10 protein-coding genes are annotated in these 18,470 nt (G+C 65.9%); all 10 read right to left on the bottom strand.

The features are described 5' to 3' along the window. Positions 1 to 18: 18 nt before the first annotated feature. The gene (locus tag HWX25_RS16505; RefSeq protein ID WP_175909202.1) at positions 19 to 933 is read right to left on the bottom strand and encodes a UDP-3-O-acyl N-acetylglycosamine deacetylase; all 915 of its coding nucleotides are present in this window, start codon (positions 931 to 933) and stop codon (positions 19 to 21) included. Next, positions 930 to 8,543, bottom strand: a complete 7,614-nt coding sequence (locus tag HWX25_RS16500) for a type I polyketide synthase (protein ID WP_175909178.1) — start codon at positions 8,541 to 8,543, stop codon at positions 930 to 932. Before HWX25_RS16500 ends, HWX25_RS16505 begins: the two co-directional genes overlap by 4 nt. A gap of 2 nt (positions 8,544 to 8,545) precedes the next feature. Beyond that, a complete protein-coding gene (locus HWX25_RS16495) occupies positions 8,546 to 10,078 on the bottom strand; it encodes an LTA synthase family protein (RefSeq protein ID WP_244135220.1) in 1,533 nt (510 codons plus the stop codon). 1 nt (position 10,079) lies between these two features. Then, positions 10,080 to 10,865 carry an SDR family NAD(P)-dependent oxidoreductase gene (locus HWX25_RS16490; RefSeq protein ID WP_175909201.1) on the bottom strand — a complete coding sequence of 262 codons (786 nt, stop codon included), beginning with the start codon at positions 10,863 to 10,865 and terminating at the stop codon, positions 10,080 to 10,082. Between the two features lie 1,113 nt (positions 10,866 to 11,978). Further along, positions 11,979 to 13,454 (bottom strand): glycosyltransferase, encoded by a 1,476-nt coding sequence (locus tag HWX25_RS16485; RefSeq protein WP_175909175.1) that lies wholly within the window; start codon positions 13,452 to 13,454, stop codon positions 11,979 to 11,981. A 15-nt stretch (positions 13,455 to 13,469) separates the two neighbouring features. Beyond that, positions 13,470 to 14,393: a glycosyltransferase gene (locus HWX25_RS16480; RefSeq protein ID WP_244138776.1), complete on the bottom strand. Its 924-nt coding sequence runs from the start codon at positions 14,391 to 14,393 to the stop codon at positions 13,470 to 13,472. A 142-nt stretch (positions 14,394 to 14,535) separates the two neighbouring features. After that, positions 14,536 to 15,876, bottom strand: a complete 1,341-nt coding sequence (locus HWX25_RS16475) for a glycosyltransferase (RefSeq protein WP_244138775.1) — start codon at positions 15,874 to 15,876, stop codon at positions 14,536 to 14,538. Then, positions 15,873 to 16,847: a polysaccharide deacetylase gene (locus HWX25_RS16470; protein ID WP_059820500.1), complete on the bottom strand. Its 975-nt coding sequence runs from the start codon at positions 16,845 to 16,847 to the stop codon at positions 15,873 to 15,875. The genes HWX25_RS16475 and HWX25_RS16470 overlap by 4 nt, the downstream gene beginning before the upstream one ends. 2 nt (positions 16,848 to 16,849) lie before the next feature. Beyond that, positions 16,850 to 17,401, bottom strand: a complete 552-nt coding sequence (locus HWX25_RS16465) for a hypothetical protein (protein WP_175909171.1) — start codon at positions 17,399 to 17,401, stop codon at positions 16,850 to 16,852. Further along, on the bottom strand, positions 17,398 to 18,465 hold the full coding sequence (locus tag HWX25_RS16460; protein WP_208457045.1) for a glycosyltransferase: 1,068 nt from the start codon (positions 18,463 to 18,465) through the stop codon (positions 17,398 to 17,400). The genes HWX25_RS16465 and HWX25_RS16460 overlap by 4 nt, the downstream gene beginning before the upstream one ends. Between the last annotated feature and the right edge of the window lie 5 nt (positions 18,466 to 18,470).

Here is an 18,470-nt window from a genome sequence, read left to right as displayed (position 1 = left end):
TACGTCATTGCGTCCGCGTTACGCGGATACGTCGATCCATTCGTACGCGTCGGGCGTACCGAGCAACGCGCTGAGGAGTCGGTAATTCATTTCGTGAGTGGGGCGATGCGCGGTGACGCGCCCAAGCAGCGGCGAGCCCGAGAGCGCCAGATCGCCGACGAGATCGAGCACGCGGTGACGCACGAATTCGTCGGGCGCGCGCAGTCCGCCGATCACGTGATTGCCGATGATCGACGCCGTGCACGACGGCCTCGCGCCGCGCAGGATCGGCGTGCCCGTCAGGTAGCCGACGGCGATCGCCGGCACGGCCCACTTGATCCGCCCGTACGAACGCGACGACGAAATCTCGCTGGCGAACGTCTCCGGCGTGAGCTCGCCGTCCCACTGCATGTCGCCGAACCCCTTGAGATCGTCGCGCACGCTGAATTCGTATCGCTCGGCGGGCTCGACGCGCAATTCGCGCCGTGACGCGCCCTCGCCGTCGGCCACGCCCACCGGCTTCAGCACCCGGAGAAAGCGCTTCGAACGCCGCAATTCGGCACGGCCGCCGGCCGCGATCGCGTCGATCCACGGCCGCGCGCTGCCGTCGAGAATCGGCACTTCTTCCGCATCGAGTTCGACGATCGCGTGATCGATCTCGCAGGTCAGCAGCGATGCAAGCAGGTGCTCGACCGTACGCACGCCCATGCCGTCGTCGGCACGCAGCATCGTGCAGAGCGGCTGCGCGCGACGCACCGCCGGGCCGGCGGCAAGCATCCCCAGTTGATGATCGCCGCGCATGCGGCGAAACACGATCCCGTGCCGTTCGTCCGACGGCGTCGCGGGCAGGATCCGCACCTGGACCCGGCGGCCGGTGTGCAGACCATGTCCGGTCATCGTCACCGGCCGGGCGACCGTGCCTTCGCTCGCCTGCCACCCCTGCGGTGCTTTCACCCGGCATGCACCGGCGTCGACTTGCATGTTGCTGCCCCCTGGTTTTTTTCGTGATCCTGATGACGTGCGAGCGTCGCCCGCGCCTCATCGCCCAATGCATGCCGCGCGACCAGCGCTTGCGCCAGCTCGTCCGCTGCCGCGGCCTTTCCGTCGCCGTGCCGATCATCGAGCAATTCGACGATGCGCTCGGCCAGCGTATGCACCGTCGCGCCTTCCGCGATCGCCATGATCGACAGCTTGACGCCGAAGGTCTCCTCGACGGCCATGCCGAGCTCCATGCCCATCAGCGAGTCCATCCCGAGATCGAGGACCGACCGGCCGGCATCGACGCGCTCCGGCGACATGTGCAGAATCCGCGCGATCTGGCCGCGCAGCGCCGTCTCGACGAGGGCGACCGCCTCGGCAGGCGGCAGCGCACGCAACTGTTCCGGCAACACGCGATCCTCGCTCGACGTCTCGGCCACTCCACCCGTCTGCAACGCCGTGTAGCGCCGAGCGTGCGCGGCCGGCATGCCGCGCGAAACGGCCCCCCAGTCGAGGCGCACGACCGCTTCGCCGGCGGTCCCTTGGGCAAGCGCGCGCTCGAGCGCGGCCATCGCTTCGTCCGACGTGATCGACGCACCGCCAATCCGCGACTGCAACGCCTCGCGCGTGCCGGCGTTGCGCGCGAGGAAGCCGACGTCCTCGATCGGCCCCCAAGCCATGAACACGCCCGGCTGGCCGGCCGCGCGACGATGCGCGACCAGCGCTTCGAGAAAGCCGTTGGCGGCGACATACGCGCCCTGCCCCGGGTTGCCGAGACAGGTCGTCGCCGACGAATACACGACGAAGAAATCGAGCGTGCAACGCTGCGTCGCGCGATGCAGGTTCCATGCGCCCGCCACCTTCGGTTCGAGCACAGCCGCGAAGCGTGCGTCGTCGACGTTGCGCAGCAGCCCGTCGTCGATCTGCATCGCCGAATGCAGCACGCCCTTGAGCGGCGTTCCGCGACGCTCGATCTCGTCGACGAGGCGGTCGAGCGCCGTGGCGTCGGTCACGTCGCATCGCGCGACCGACACGTCGGCGCCGAGCGTGTCTCGCCAGCGGTCGGCTTCGGCCTGCATTGCCGCGCCCAGTGCGCCGCCGCGACTCGCGAGCGTCAGGTGCCGCGCGCCGCGCTCGATCATCCAGCGCGCGGTCGCGAAGCCCAGCCCGCCGGTGCCACCGACGATCAGGTATGCCGCCTGCGGGTCGAGCCGCAGCGTCGGCACCGCGACGCCACGCGTCGGCGCCGGCGTGCCCGACGGATAGGTGACCAGCACCTTGCCGATCTGGCGCGCCTGCTGCATGTAGCGGAACGCTTCCTCCGCACGTGCGGCTGGGAACGCGCGGTATGGCAACGGATGCAGCACGCCGGCGGAGAACAGGCGCATCACTTCCTCGAACAGTCGCGTCGTCAGCGACGGCAGCGCGCCCATCAGCTGGTCCGCGTCGATGCCGAAATAGCTGATGTTGTTGCGGAACGGCCGCAGGCCGATCTGGCTGTTTTCGTAGAAGTCGCGCTTGCCGAGTTCGAGGAAGCGGCCGAACGGACGCAGCGTATCGATGCTGCGCACCATCGCTTCGCCCGCGAGCGAATTGAGCACGACGTCGACGCCTTCGCCGTGCGTGCGCGCACGAATCTCGTCGGCGAACGCGAGGCTGCGCGAATCGAACACGCGGTCGACGCCGAGCAGGCGAATGAACTCGCGCTTCTCGTCGCTGCCCGCAGTGGCGAAGACTTCCGCGCCGAGATACCGCGCGATCTGGATCGCCGCGATGCCGACCCCGCCCGCGCCGCCGTGCACGAGCACGCGCTCTCCGCGTCGCAGTCGCGCCAGTTCGCACAACGCGTAGTACGCGGTGAAGAACGTCGTCGGAACCGTGGCGGCCTCCTCGAACGACATCGTGTCGGGCTTGCGTGCGATCGCGGTCGCGCGCGTGACCACGCGCGTCGCGAACGATGCCGGTGCGAAACCCAGCACCGCGTCGCCCGGTGCAAACCCTTCGACGTCCGCGCCGACCCGCGCGACGCGTCCCGACATTTCCATGCCGATCGTCGCGCCCGCGAAGCCCGTCTCGACGGCTTCGTCGGACAGCAGCCCCATCGCGTACATCACGTCGCGGAAATTGAGCCCCGTCGCCATCGGCTCGATCTCGACCTCGCCCGCGGCGAGATCGCGTGCCGGCATCGCGAACCATGCGAGGTTGCGCAACGAACCCGGCGTGTCGAATGCGAGCCGCGCCCCCGCCCGGTCCGATGCGCTCGACGACGCGTCGTCACGCTCGGCCGCCTGCGCGGCCGGCAGCATGCGCGGCACGTAGCGGCCCTGCGGCGCAAGCAGCACTTCTTCCTCGCCATCGTCGCCGAGCAGCGCCATCGCAAGCTGCGACGCCGGTTGTTCGACGGCGCGATCGACGTCGATCAACCGGAGCGGCAGCGTCGGATACTCGTTCGCGATCACGCGGCCGAGACCCCACAACGTTCCATGCTCGGGGTGTGACGACGTGCCTGCGGCGAACGGCGCGCCGCCACGCGTCACGACGCACAGTCGCCCGCGCTCCGTCGCGCCCGCGGCATCGAGATCGCGCACGATCGATGTCAGCGCGAGCGCGCCACCGTGCTGCGCGCGCATCATGGCCGCACCGTCGGCGGTGTCGAGCGATGCAAGCGGCGCCACGAACACGACATGCGCCGGCTGCCCGGCCGGCTGACGCGCCGCCCATGCCGCGGCGTCACGCACCGCTGCCGACTCGACGCGGCAGCCCAGCCGCTCGAGTTCGCCCGCCAGGGCGATGCCGAACGCATCGTCATCGTCCTGCACGATCAGCCAGTGCGCGCCGTCACGCTGCACCATGCGCGCTCGATCCTCGTCCCGCGATGCGCCGGCCGCCTGCTCGCGGGCAGCCGGCTTGCGCGCGACGACGAACGTCGGCGTGCCCTCGAGATCGAGGCCTTGTTCGGTATCACGCACCACGTCGACCAGTCCGGCGCGTTCGCACATCGACTCGATCGCGCCAGGCGCCAGCGTGCCGTACGCGCCGGCAGCGCCCGCGCCACCGGCCGTGCCGAACACGATGTCGGAGAAGCGGCTGCGGCGCGCATCGGCGATGACGACGAGCCCGCCCGGCGCGAGCCGTTCGGCGATCGCCGTCAGCGCGGCGAGTGGATCCGGATGATCGCCCAGCATCCGGTTGACGATCACCACGTCGAACGGCGTCGTATCGCGGCATTGCGAGAACAGCGGCGCGTCGGTCGCGAACGCCAGCGTCCGTACGTGCGCATGCGCTTCCGCATCGAACCCGGCGAGCTGCTGCGCCGTACCCGCCAGCAGGTATTCGCAGCGACCGGCCGGCACGTCCACGTCGAGCGGCTGCAACACGTCGCCGCTCGCGGCACCGAACTCCAGGACACGCAAGCGGCGTGCGTCCGGCCACGCCGCGACGGCCTGCGTCACGCAGGCGGCGAGCAGTGCGCGCGCATGCGCCCAGGTCGGCGATGCATCGAAGAACTGCTCGACCAGACTGCGCCCGGTCGACGACAGCAGCGCGCCCTCGGGCGACGTGTCGCGCAGCATGCGCGGCAGCGCCGCGCCGACGTGCGCCAGCAGCGTCAGCTCGGCGACATGGGCCGGCGATGCGGCCAGCACGTCGCGCCACAGCGCGTCACGCGCGGGCATCGCCTCGCAGGCTTCGTCGTCGCGAACCAGGCGATCGCCTTCGAAGCGCGCCAGCCCGTCCTCGACGACGATTTCCGCCAGTCGCGCGACCTGTTGCGGATGCGTGTTCGTCAGCAGCGCCGGCTGGGCGAACACGCCGAGCGCATCCAGCGCGTCGAGCGCATGCAGACCGGCAAGCACGTCGAGCAGCGGCAACGTTTCGGTCAGATGCTGCGTGCGGCGCGCGAGGTCCTCACGCGCCATGACATGCGCGTTCGCACGCTCGACGAGCACGCCCGGCGGCGGCAACGCGTCGGCCGTGTAACCGGCCGGCAGCGGCCTCGCTTCGAGCACGTAGGCAAAGCGCGCGGGCGCGCCTTGACGGCGCCCGGCGAGATCGACGCGACGGAAGCGGCACGCGGAAAGGCGCGCGACGATCTTGCCGTTTGCATCGATGAATTCGAACGACGCGACGATCGAATGTGGGCTGCGGCGATGAATGCGCGCCAGCACGCGACGAATCGCTTCGCCGCTCAGGAAATCGACACGACCGATCTGCACGGGGACAAACGCCGAATGCGCATCGTCCGGCGTGGCACCGGCCTGCGCCAGCACCGCGAACAGCGGATGGAAGCCGCTGTCCATCAGCGCGGGATGCAACAGATAGTCGGATCGCGCATGCTCATCGGCAAGAACCGACGGCACATCGAGCTCGGCAAGCGCGTCGTCGCCCGACACGCGCAGCGACCGCACCCAACGGAACGCGGGCCCGTAGCTGAGGCCGATCGCCGTCGTGCCCGCATACAGCGCGTCGCCGGAAAGCGCCGGACGCGACTGCAGACGGGTGACGACGGACGCATCCGGCATGCTGCACGCATCGAGCGTATTGCCGCTTTCGAGCAGGCGCCCCGTCACGTTCAGGTTCCACGGGCCGTCCGACATCCGGTCGCGTGTCTCGATCGTAAATGACGCGGTGCGCACGTCGATCGTGAACCGGAACAACTTCGCGTGCTGCGGCTGGAACACGACCGGCATGCGGATCTCGACGTTCTCGATGGCAACATCCGGTGTGCCGAAGAACCTGCGCGCCGCCGCGAGTGCCATTTCGACATAACCGGCGCCCGGGAACGCGACGCCGCCGTCGACCACGTGATCGGCGAGCATCGGCACGCGCTGCGGATCGAGCTGGCTCTCCCACGCGAACGCATGCTCGTGCAGGCGATAGCCGAGCAGCGGATGATCGACGCGACGATTCACGAGCCCGTAGCCCTCGACGCTCGGCACGAGCCAGTAACGCTCGCGCTGCCACGGATAAGTCGGCAGCGCGGCGTGCGGGACATCGGGAACGAGGCGGTCGAGATCGACGCGCGCCCCCTGCGCGACCGCCGACAGGATCGCATGAGCGAGCATGTCCGCGCTGTCGTGCTGACGCTTGAGCGTCGGCACGACGACGCCCGGCGCGACGCGGGCGGCAAGCGTCTGCTTCACGTAAGTGCGCAGGATCGAATGCGGGGCGATCTCGACGAACACGCGCACGCGATCGTCGGCCAGGCGCGCAATGGCATCGCCGAAACGAACCGGTTCGCGAATGTTGCGCCACCAGTAACCCGCGTCGAGCGCGGTCCCCGGCAACGTGTCGCCGGTCACCGTCGACACGAATCGCGTGTGCGTATCGCGCGGCGCGAGATCGGCCAGCCCGTCTCGTACGACCGGCTCGATCGCATCCATGCGACTGCTGTGGAACGCGTAATCGAGGCCGAGCATCTGATAGAAATGGCCGGCGTCCGCGAGCGCCGCGCCGATTGTTTCGAGCGCGGCTTGCGAACCTGCGAGCGTCACCGAGTCGGGGCTGTTGGTGCCCGCGATTTCAATGGCAGCGGCGAGATCGAGACGCGCGATCCAGTCGCGCGCCGCGGCTTCGCCGATGCCGGCCGCCGCCATCCTGCCCGCGCCGCGCGTCAGGCCCTGGGCACCGCTGCGAATCCGGATCACGCGCACGGCCTCGGCGAGCGTGAGCGCGCCCGACACCCAGGCCGCCGCGATCTCGCCGACACTGTGACCGACCGCCGCATCGAAGCGGATGCCGCGCGCGGTCAGCACACGCGTGATGCCGACCTGCATCGCGAACAGCAGCGGCTGCGCGTTCTCGGTCGCGGCGAGCCATTCGGCATCGACACCTTCGCACATGACTTCGACGAGCGATGCGTTGCCGTCCGCGCGCCACAGCGCATCGACTTCGTCGAGCGCCGCGCGAAACACCGCATCCTCGGCATAGAGCCGCTTGCCCATCCCGGCCCATTGACAGCCGTTGCCCGCGTAGACGAACGCGACGGGCGCGTCGCCTTCGATGGCCTGCCCCTGCACGGCGCATGCCGGCAGCCCATGCTCCGACGGCTCCACAAGTGCTGCGAGCGCCGCCAGGCCTTCAGCCTGATCCGCGGGCGCGACGACCGCGCGATACTCGAGCCACTGGCGACGCCGTGCGGCGGCGGCCGCGAGTGCGGCCCAGTCGGCCCCCGACTGCAGGCGCGCGAGATGGCGTGCGGCGACGGCTGCCAGCGCGGCCGGCGACCGCGCGGTGAGGACGAGCGGCGGCAACGGAGCATCGATCCTTGCCGCCGACTGCGCGACTGGCGCCGGCGCCGGCGCTTCGGTGACGACGACGTGCGCATTCGTGCCGCCAAAGCCGAACGAATTGATGCCGATGGTCAGCGGTGCATCGCCGCGCGCGAGCGGTGTGAACCGATCGACCACGCGCAAGCGGCCGCCTTCGAAATCGATGCCGGGGTTGGGCGTGTCGAAGTGCAGCGAACGCGGCACCGCGCGATGCTTCAGGCACAGCACGGCCTTCAGCAGACCGGCCATGCCCGATGCCGTTTCGAGGTGTCCGATATTGGTCTTGACCGAGCCGATCAGCAGCGGATCGGATTCCGGCCGGCCGCCCGACACCGCGTCGATCAACGCGCGCGCCTCGATCGGATCGCCGACCGCGGTGCCCGTGCCGTGCGCCTCGAGATACGCGAGCGTGCGCGGATCGATGCCCGCGCGCCGATACACGGTGCGCAGCAGGTCCGCCTGCGTCGCGGCTGCCGGCACGTTGATGCCGCCGTGCGAATGGCCATCCGAATTCACGCCCGATCCGGCGATCACCGCGTGGATCGTATCGCCGTCGGCCACCGCCTGGTCGAGCGGCTTGAGCAGCACGAACGCCCCGCCTTCGGCGCGCACGTAGCCGTCGCCGGTCGCGTCGAACGCGCGGCAACGACCGCGCGGCGATAGCATCGACGCCTTCGAAAAACTGACGAATCCGAACGGATGCAGCAGCAGGTTGACCCCGCCGGCAAGCGCCATCGCCGTCTCGCCGGACTGCAACGCGCGGACCGCCTGATGCAGCGCGACGAGCGAGGACGAGCAAGCGGTGTCGACCGACATGCTCGGGCCGCGCAGGTCGAACAGGTAAGACACGCGGTTCGACGCGATGCTGAGCGTGTTGCCGGTTGCCGAATACGGATCGATCGTGTTCATGTCGTCCATATTGCGGTTGCCGTAATCCATGCCCGCCACGCCGACGAACACGCCGCAGTCGCGTCCGCGCATCGCGGCCGGACGCACGCCGGCGTCTTCGAACGCCTCCCACGCGAGTTCGAGCAGCAGCCGCTGCTGCGGATCCATTTGCGCCGCCTCGCGCGGCGAGATGCCGAAGAATTCGGCGTCGAAGCCCGCGACGTCGTCGACGACGCCCGCCGCGAACGTGTAGCTCTTTCCCGGCTCCCGTTTCGATGGGTGCTGATAGAACGCCGTGCCGAATCGGTCCGGCGGAATGGCGGTCACGGCATCGCGCTCGTCACGCAGCAGTTGCCAGAAGTCGTCGGGTCCCTCAACCCCACCGGGAAAGCGGCACGCTATCCCAATAATCGCAATTTTTTTTTTCATCATCACGCCGGCGTCTGAAGCATCCCGGTCGGCGAAGCGGCGCGAGTGCAGTCGACGTGCACCATCGCGCGCTGTATCGCAGCACCGAGACTCTCGACGCGAAGGTTTCGGTGCTCGCCGAAATCGTTCGCGAAGTTGCGCCAAATAAAGTAATCGCTATTGGTCGGTTCGGTTTCGAGCGCGTCGAACACCGAAGTCAGAGCGGGAACGTGATCGCCGTAAAAGCACAGCACGGTCGGACGCTCCCGCTTGCGGAGATAATCAGTCAGCTTGCCGATCATGCCGTCGGCATTCTCGACGTGTCGAAGATAGGCGGTCAGATCGCGCCAGCGCGCGTCGTCGCCGAGCGTATGCCGCGATTCGGATTCGCCCGGCCCGACCGGTTCCAGATGCAGCGGGCCGTGGTTCTCCATCGTGATCGCAAACGCGAACACCGGCCCGTCGCCGTGCTCCTGGAGGGCCGCGATGATTGCATCGGCCACCGGGCCGTCTCCGATATAAGGCCCGACTCGCGCGGCACCGCCGAAATCCCGAATATCCAGAAAACGGTCGAAATGCATGAACCGGAATGCCCGGTTGCGCCCGAAGAAATCGGCGTGATACGGATGAATCGCGAGCGTGCGATATCCGCCTCGCTTGAACCAGCCCGCCAGCGACGCACATGCGCGGCGCACATACATGTACGGGTAAAAGCGCGAATAGCCGAGCGCCGCCGACGGCAATCCCGTCAGCATCGCGAATTCGCTGCGCATCGTATTGGCGCCCCAGGCGGGAACGTCCAGGCTGCCCTGCGTGAATGCCTCGCGGCGGGCGCGATCGAAATTCGCGTACGGCTCCGACGACACGCATGCGCCGAGGCGTCGCGCGTCGAAATAGGATTCGCTCTGGATGACGATCACGTCCGGCGTGCTGTGCGGACGGCCGCCGGCGAACGGCCCGGCGTCGACCGCGCGAAAGAACGCGTTACGCTCCGCACTCCGCAGCCCGTTGACGAGGTAAGCGACGAATGCCGCGAAGAAACCCGTCCGGCGCTGGTCCGCCATCGGGTCGAGCGTCAGCGGCACGCAACGCGACAGCGCGACACAGACCGGCGCGCAAGCGACCGCGATCAGTGCGGCGGCGCCACGCGCCAGCATGCCGGCCGGTTGTTCGAGCAGAAACCCGACCGTCGCGACCGCCACGGCGGCAACGATGCCGAACACCTTACCCGCACTCAGAAACGGCAGATAAAGACGCGGATGAGCGAAAACCTGGCTGAACAGGCTCAGGTCCGTAAAGACAAAGGGTTCGCGCAGGGATTCGTATTTTGCGTTGCTGATGACGGCCAGCAACGCGATCAGCACGAGGGCGACGGATGCCGAGACAAGCGGCCGTGCCGTCACGGCGAAAGTCGCGCCCGCCACGATCGCGAACGCGCAGACATGCAGAGCGATCGCCGCCGGCGAACGGACGAACGACGCGCGCGGATACGCGATGGCCTCTACGAGAAACGAGAGTGCGGCTGCCGCAGCCGCGAACGCGAATCCGGGCAGCACGTCACGCCTTCCCGCGCGGGAGATAGGACAGACGACCGAGAATGGCATCCGCCAGCGTGGCCGGCAGCAGGCGCAGCAACTTGATGCCGAAGGCAAGACTGAACGGAAAGGCAATTTCCACGCGGCGTCGCGCGAGGCGCTTCTTGATGTAACCGGCAGCCTTGTCCGCACTCCACATGAACGGCTTGCTGCCCGGGAAGACGTCGCTCATCGCCGTGCGGACAAAGCCCGGCATCACGACCGACAGGCCGATGCCCTCGCGTGCGAGGATCGGGCGCACGGAATCGCAGTAAGCGACCAGCGCCGCCTTGCTCGCGCAGTAGGCGGGCGAGATGGCCATACCCCGCAACGCGGCGAGCGAACTGACGACCGCGATCTGCCCACACCGGCGCATGCGCATCCGGTCGATGGCCGGCAGCACCGCATGCAACGCGCCGTACAGGTTGGTATCGACGACATCGGCGGTGCGCGCCATGTGCTCCCAGTCGTCCGCGGACTGCAGCGTGCTGGCCACGCCGGCATTCGCAATCATCAATTCGATTGGATACCGCGTATCGAAATCGACCATCCAGTCCTGGACGGTGGCCGAGTCGCGCACGTCCATGCAGCCGATCACGACGCGGGCGCCGCGCGCACGGCACTCCGCGGCGACGGATTCCAGCCGCGCCGAATTTCTGCCGATCAACCCCAGCGTGGTATCGGGCGCGGCATAACTCAATGCCAGCGCACGTCCAAGCCCGGCACTGCTGCCGGTTATCACGATTGCTCGTGGCCCGCTTGCGCTCACCTGCCCTCCCCGGTTGCGAATATTGCTGCTTTCCATCGTTTTAAACAGACATTATTTTTCAGCGGTGTCTGGTTATCGATCTTCAAGCGCGAAGCGCTGCCTGATATTTCGATCAAGCAGCAGACAACATTATCGATTTATTGCGTTCGATTATTTCGTATGATTTGACTACGTCCGCGACACATCACGCATTGGCACGGAACATCGATGTAACGATGTGCGACCGCCCGAATCAGGGTTGCGAAAAAAATGTGCGGGCCATGCAGCGAAACGACACCGCATGGAAATTTGCGCGACGCGAAAGGTTGTTGGCCACGAGCTTACAACGCGCCGACGCGATCATACATCAATATTAATATTCGAGTAATACCTTGCATGTTACGACCGCATACGCCGCACTTGCTCTCGCCGATCGGGACCATGCAAAACACGAAACTCGCATTGCTTGCAATCGTCTGGCACCGGTCGCACGCCGATCCGCGAAGTGCAAACATCGGAAAAAACTGCCGAATCATTTCATTTGACCGTCCGGTAGCGGTCCATTCGCACGACGTTTTAGTCGCGTCGAATGCCGATGATCGCGTCACCGTTCGGCCGGCTGCATACGGCAATCCTGCAAGCCGTTGTTAAAGTTGCCTGGCCATTTGTCAGACATGAATCTCCGACTTGGCGGGTTCGATGAGAGACTGTCTGGTGGCATTCTGCCCCGTCCAATTGGGACGGACAGAATTCCTCGAATCTTCTTTGCAAATCTTGATGATCCTTCGACTCGCTTGATTCGCCGAGCCACGTATGCAAATCGTCAGACGGCACCGCCAGATCGGCGCCGGACCGGGGACGGGAGCGAAGCCAGGCGGCCGCGCCATCGGTAAAAGTGAACGCACGCCCCGATTCGATCGGGCGAGCACCGCCGGTCAACGCATCGGCGGCCTGCGGCATTCGTCGTACAACATCGCTCGTGATCTTGCGCTCCCTCGTCGTGCAAACACCTGCGTTTCTTTCGATGCTGACAATCAGCTTTACGCGAACCATATGCGAGAAAGGAAGGCACCCTTAACAAATCGGCAATCCGTGCCCGCCATTCGGGTCGATTGGACTGCGCTCACGCGGAAATCACGATTGCACGCGGGCACGATGCTCTTGCCATGACCAAAAGAGAACCATACCGAAGCCGACGCAAACCGTTACGTTGAGCGGAATCAAAACATAGTTCTTCTTCTGAATCGCCAGCAAAACCGTCATGAGTGAATAGGCGAACGTGGCGATTTCGCCGGCCAGCAGAACTGCGTTGATGCGAGGCATCGTCGAGCGATAGGCTTCCTTGCCTTTTGGCGTGCGATGAAAGCCGCTATACACACCGAAAACCGCGCGCACGCCCCCCGCGAAGTAATACCAGGCCATCGGCAAAAACATCGCAATATAAAGGTAGGTATCCCATACCGTTTTCAGAACACTCGGCTTGTCGTCGAATCTCGCGCCCTTGCGCGAACCGAACGCATTCGCAAGCGCCCAGATTGCCACCAGAACGAAAAAGACGAATGCGCCGAGATGAATCCCCTCGCCGTCGAAATGCACCAGGCAAGTCAACGGCATGCTGAGCAGTATCAGCACATAGATCGAAGCCAGCAGCACGGACGAGAACATCACCGAGATCGCGTGCATCCGCTTCATCAGCGGCATGCTTTGCGACAGCATCTGTCCGACATGCTTGAACCCGCTGTGGATCAGGCCGCGCCCCCAGCGTTCGCGCTGAATGCGAAACGCGCTGATGGTCTCTGGCAGCACCGACATGGAAACGACTTCTCGCAGATACGCGTACTTCCATTCGCCGAACTGCGCGCGATAGCCCAGGTCCACGTCTTCGGTGACTGTCGACGCATTCCAGCCGCCCAGCGCATCGACGCACTCCTTGCGCCACACACACGAGCTGCCGCTCAGCGACGCCATGTCGCCGTCCTCGCTCAGCCCCACCGTCACGTATTGCTGGTGGCCCATTTCCATGGCCTGGAAGCGTGTCAGGAACGACGCGTCGCGATTCTCGTAGCCGATGCCGGTCTGAAGGAAGCCGAGCTTCGGATCGGTGAAACACGGAATGGTCTTCAGCAGGAAATCCGCAGGCGGCAAGAAGTCCGCATCGAAGATCGCAAAGAAGTCGCCGGACGACTGCTGGATGCCGTTGACCAGGTTGCCGGCCTTGTAGCCCGTTCGCGACTGACGCTTGATGAGCCGGATGTCGATTCCGTCGGCGGCGTAGCGATCGACCTTCGCCCGCGCGAGCTTCGTCGTCGCATCCGACGAGTCGTCGAGCACCAGGATCTCGATCTCGTTGGACGGATAGGTCAGGCGGCAGGCCGCATCGATCAGCCGCTCGACCATCTCGGACTCGTTGCAGATCGGCAGCAGCACGCTGACCCGAGGATGAAACCCGTCTTCGGATATCCGGACGGGCTGCGCCAGGTCGGTCAGCTTGCGCCGTTCGACCTTGCGGGAAATCAGCAGCACGCGCAATTCGAGCAGCACGTACAGCGCAAAGTAGAGCACCACCAGCAGGAAGACCAGTTGGGCAGCGTAGGAAAGCAGCGCGAGCATCGTGGCCACTTCCCGTCAGATCTTCACGACGGCGCAGATTTCTTCCAGCCGGTGCGCCCACGTATGGTTCTGCCGTACGTAGCGTGCGCCTGCCTCGGCCCGGTCCAGATCATCCTGCGACGGGCCGTGCCGAAGCCGCGAAAACAACTCCCGCGCCTCGTCATGCGTATCGATCACGTGGCAGAACTCACGGAAATACCGGTCGACCGCGCGGCTCGCGTTGGTCACCGCGATGCCGCCGCACGCGAGAATCTCGAGCAGGCGTCGCGAGAACATCGTCTCGGAGCCCGTCACCGAATTCACGTTGATCGAGATCGCATGGGACTTGTACACCTGCGCGGTTTCCCGATGCGGCACCTTGCCGTGCACGCGCAGCCCGTTCCGCTTCGGATAGCGGAACTCGAAAAAGCGCGACAGGCGATCGTGATTGCGATCGAATACGTTGAGCTGCAGATTGCTCTGCTCGCAGGTGTCGAACACCATGTCGAGAAAACGGCGGCGCTCGTTCAGGATGCGCCGGTAGTAGCTGCCCGTGAAGCACGCTTCGTTGCGAACGAAATTGAAGCCCGAGAAATTATGCGACGCCGGCTGATACGGCATCACCAGCGTGTTGACCGGCACGTGCGCGGGCACCTGCTGCCGATATCGGTCGAGACATGCCTCGTCGGTCGTGAACACGTAGTCGAACACCTTCGCCACGTCGATGAACGTGTCGAAGAACGCGCCGTCGTCCTTGTTCCAGAATACGGTCGGAACGCCCGCGCGCCTGGCGAAGTCGACCAGGCGAAAGATCGCCGTCGGCTTGCTCAGCCGCATCGGCGGCGACTGTCGCGCCAGCTCGTAGCGCCAGCTCCCGTCCACGCCGTGAAACGCCGATTCCACGAGCACGAGATCCGGTTTCCAGTTGCCGATCACGTCCGCGTAGTTGGCAGGCGTCATGGTGCGCACGCGACATTCCGCCGACAAGCAGTCCGCCGTGAAGTAATCGGTGACGAGCGCAATCTTCAGGCACCCGAAGCGTCCGACTTGCTCCACATCCTCCGCAACCGTCGGATAGTCGTAGACCAACGAACCCAGTTTTCTAATGATCCTGCCGACCATTTAACCCCTCACCCTGCGACATTGGCAGTGCGTTCATGACAAATTCGCGCCAGCGGCGCTGTGTGGTCGCGTATTCTCTCGCCTGGCCACGGAGCGCCGCGAGCGTACCGCGATCGGACAGCGCCGCATCGATCACCCGTGCCAGGTCGACCGCATCGCCGGCCTTGAAAAACCAGCCAGCCGGGCTCGGACCCATTTCGTCGCGAAACACCGGCAGATCCGGCACGACCACCGGCTTGCCCATCGCGAGCGCTTCCACGAGCTTGATCGGCGGCACGATCTTGCAAACCTTGAACGGCTTGCGCGGGATGCACACCAGTGCACAACGACCGAGCGTCCTGCGCGCCTGCTCGGGCGAGGTCCGGCCCAGAAAGCGAATCTGCTCCGACAATCCGAGGCGCCGCACCTGCGCCTCAAGCGCCGGCCGTGCCTCGCCTTCTCCGACGATCTCGACCCGCACCGCGCGCCCTTGCCCGCTCAACCGGCCGACCGCATCGATCAACGTGTCGAGTCCTTCATAGCCGATCAGCGAGCCTGCATATCCAATCGTGTCGGCGTCGATCTCCTCGGGCGCCGAAGGTGTAAACCGTTCGGGATCCACACAATTCGGCAGCAAATACATCCGCTCGCCGGCAATCCCCCAGCGATCGCGCGCGAACCGGCCCAGTTGCGCCGAGATCACGAACAGCTTGTCCGCGTGCCGGGCCACCAGACCCTCCAGCTGCAGCCCCTGCGCGAACCCCTGCCGCCTTTCGTATTCCGGCATGCGCGAGATGCGCGTCAACTCCCACAACCCGCGCATCTCGTACTGGAACGGAATGCCCAGTTGCCGCGCCGCCAGCAGCGCCGGCAGCGCGTTCACGTGATTCGACGCCGCGTGGATCACCGACGCGCGATGCTGCATGGCCACGCGCGCGATGACGGGCGCCGCCTGCAACGCATACATCAGCACCGGCCGGTTGTTGAACGGCGCGCTCGCATGCAGATACCGGACCTCGCTCACCTGCGTCTCGCTTCCGGCGGCGTCGGTCAGGCGATCCGCGCGATCGCCGGGATAGCCGGGCCGCGTCAGCGGATGCACGCGACCGCCCGCAGCCGCCAATGCGCGAACGACTTCGTGCGTGCGCGTCGTATAGCCGCTCGTGTGATACGGCAATGCGCTCGCCGCCACGTACAGCATGCTGTCCGGATCGCCGACGAACGGCGCGCCGTGCGAACGCTGCTTCAACTTGCGCTCGAGCACACGCGCCGTCAGTCGACGGCTCATCGCGAGCAGCGGCTCGGTCAACGCCGTCTGCAACGAATCGAGCATCGTGCTCATGCTTTCGCCGCCCCGGCCGTCTTCAGTTCGGCACAGGCGAGATCGGTCGTATGCGTGGTCCGGATCCTGCCGCGGGCCTGCAAGTCGAGGAATTCCGACGTCGTGATCACGTCGTAGTCCTTCGTCAGGCGCGACAGGAGTTTCCGGTAGCCTTCGACACGCTGGTCGTCCCGATAGGTCGCATGCCCGTTCTCGTCCCAATACAGCAGCGACCACGAATGAAGCAGGAAAATCGAGAACGTCGGACTGCCGCTGAACGCGTCGAGCAGCAGCTTGCCCCACCACGGACGAAACCGGAAATACGGCGATTCAGGATAAGTCAGGCGTGCCCACCATTCTTCCTTGCCGACCTTCGGCAGGATCTTCTTTTCCGTCATCGGCACTTCGATCACGCCGTTCGACCACTGGAACGGCAGATTCGTGGGCTCGCTGTAGTTGCACTGCCCGGCATGGACCGCGCACAGGGAATTGTTGAACGACAGTTGTACGCCGGTGGACTTCAGCGCCCGGATCGTCGACGCGTTCCAGCGAAACGAACCGGCACGGTGCGCCAGCACCGGCTTGCCCGTTTCCGCCGAAATCAGCCCGCCGAAGTGGCGAATCACGAACTCCGCGCGCGCATCGTCCGTGTATTGATTCATGTATTGCGGCCGTCGCGCAAGGCCGTGCTCGGCCCAGAACGAGTCCGGCAGGTATTCCGGATGCGTATGCAGTTGAACGTCCTGCCCCGCGGCATCCAGCCGGCGCACGACCTCCTTCGTTTCGTCGAGGTATGCATACGCGCCGCACTGATCCACGAAGAACACGTGCTTGACGCCGAACTCGTCGCCGATGGAAGCCATTTCGGCAACCCCTGCCCGCCCCTTCTCGTGCACACCCCACATCAACCGTTTGACGTGATCCTCCGTGGCGCGCTTGGGCAGCGCCTCGGTATCCACCGTCAACATGGCATAGCGATTTCTATCCATCATGTTCAGTTCACTTCCACCAATGCCTTCCAGTCGGCGTCGCTGGCCTGCGCCGCGGCCGGCGGCACGATCCGCGCATCGCGATAGCGCCACGCGAGATACGCGCGCTTTCTTTCGCGATACGAACGATCGTCGCCGCTCAATTCCGGCAGGTATTCCACCAGCCAGCCCAGCCGCGAATAGAAGGCGAAATCGGCCACGTCGGTCACCAGTACCGGCGCCAGCGCATCGTTGCCTTTCAGTCGCGCGGAAAAGCCTTCGCACGCACGGCGCAGTGCATCGCGCTCCGTACCCGGCGCCCAGATCAACAGCGTGTTCGCTTCGGCCGAAACCGGCGCGTGCTTCAGGGTCGGCAGCCACGGATAGTTCGTCACGTGAGGCGTAACCACACCTAACGTGGCCAGCACGCGCCTGATGCCGCGCCACGCGCGCTCCTTCAGCGTGGCAGGCGGCTTCCCGGCGAGCAGGTCATGGCGCGTCAGCAACGTCCAGTCGGGCTTCGCCGCCAGCGTGCGCAATTCGTGCCTCAAGGCCCGGGTTTGGTCGATGATGCTCAATGCGTTCGCCTCTTGTCAGCAATCCTGGCGATGATCTCGTCCGCCGCGAGCGACGCGCCATTCATCGGCACCGCGCACCGCGCTGGCGCCGCCTCGGGCAACACGCCCAGCAGCGCGTCGACGGCCGCCTTGCGTTCCTGCTCGGTCTCACAAGCCGACACGACGGCCGGCATCGCGTCGGCGACCATCCGCGCGCGGCGAACCTGATCGTCCACCAGTTGCGCGTTGGGCACCAGCAGCGCGGGAATGCCCGACTGCACGAGTTCGCAGCAGGTGTTGTAGCCCGCGGCGCCGACAAAGGCATCGAACGCACGCAGATAGCGCGCCAACGGGTAGACCGAGATCGGCAGCACACCGGCCGGCAATTCGACGTCGCGCACCGAAATGGGCGCCCGCGCCCAGACCACCTGGAACCCGGCCGCCTCGAACGCGGCGATCAGTCCGTGCCCGATGCCGGCAACATCCTTCAGGTTGCCCGGGCCAAGAGAAAAGAGGACGAAGCGACCGGCCTGCGGCAGGCCCAGCGCGTTTCTCGCCGCTGCGCGGTCGAGCAACTCGTCGTCCTCCAGCAGGCAGACCGGTGGCACCGACAGCCGCGTGCCGCCGTTCGTCAGCGACGCGCGTGCTTCGGTCGCACCCAGTTCACCCGGCTGGATCACGAGATCGAACAGCGCTTCGTCCACCGGCACCGTCTTGGTATCGGCCTTGAGCAGCCCGCGATTGGACCACACGAGGACGGGCGATCCATACGTTTCGCATGCCGTCAGCAAACCCTTGAAGGGCCACGTTCCGTCGAATACGACCGCATCCGGGCGAACCCGCTCCAGCATCAGGCCCAGCCGCACGGCCAGTTCGCTGTTCCAGCCGAACGTCGAGCTGGACGACCAGTAATGGGAAACGAAATAGTCCGCCTCGAATCCCATCTCCTCGATGATCTCGATCGCCGACGCCAGCGAAAAGAAGAACGGGCGCGCGCGGCCCCGCATGCGACGCGCGTACGCGAGGCAACGGTTCAGATGGCCCATGCCCGAGCCGTTCACGTTGAAGAACAGGATGCGCGGCAACGCGC

This window comes from Burkholderia sp. BCC1640 (assembly GCF_902833125.1).
GTDB lineage: Bacteria > Pseudomonadota > Gammaproteobacteria > Burkholderiales > Burkholderiaceae > Burkholderia > Burkholderia diffusa.
Note: the sequence above shows the minus strand (reverse complement) of the source record. Positions and strands in the feature narration are given on the sequence as shown.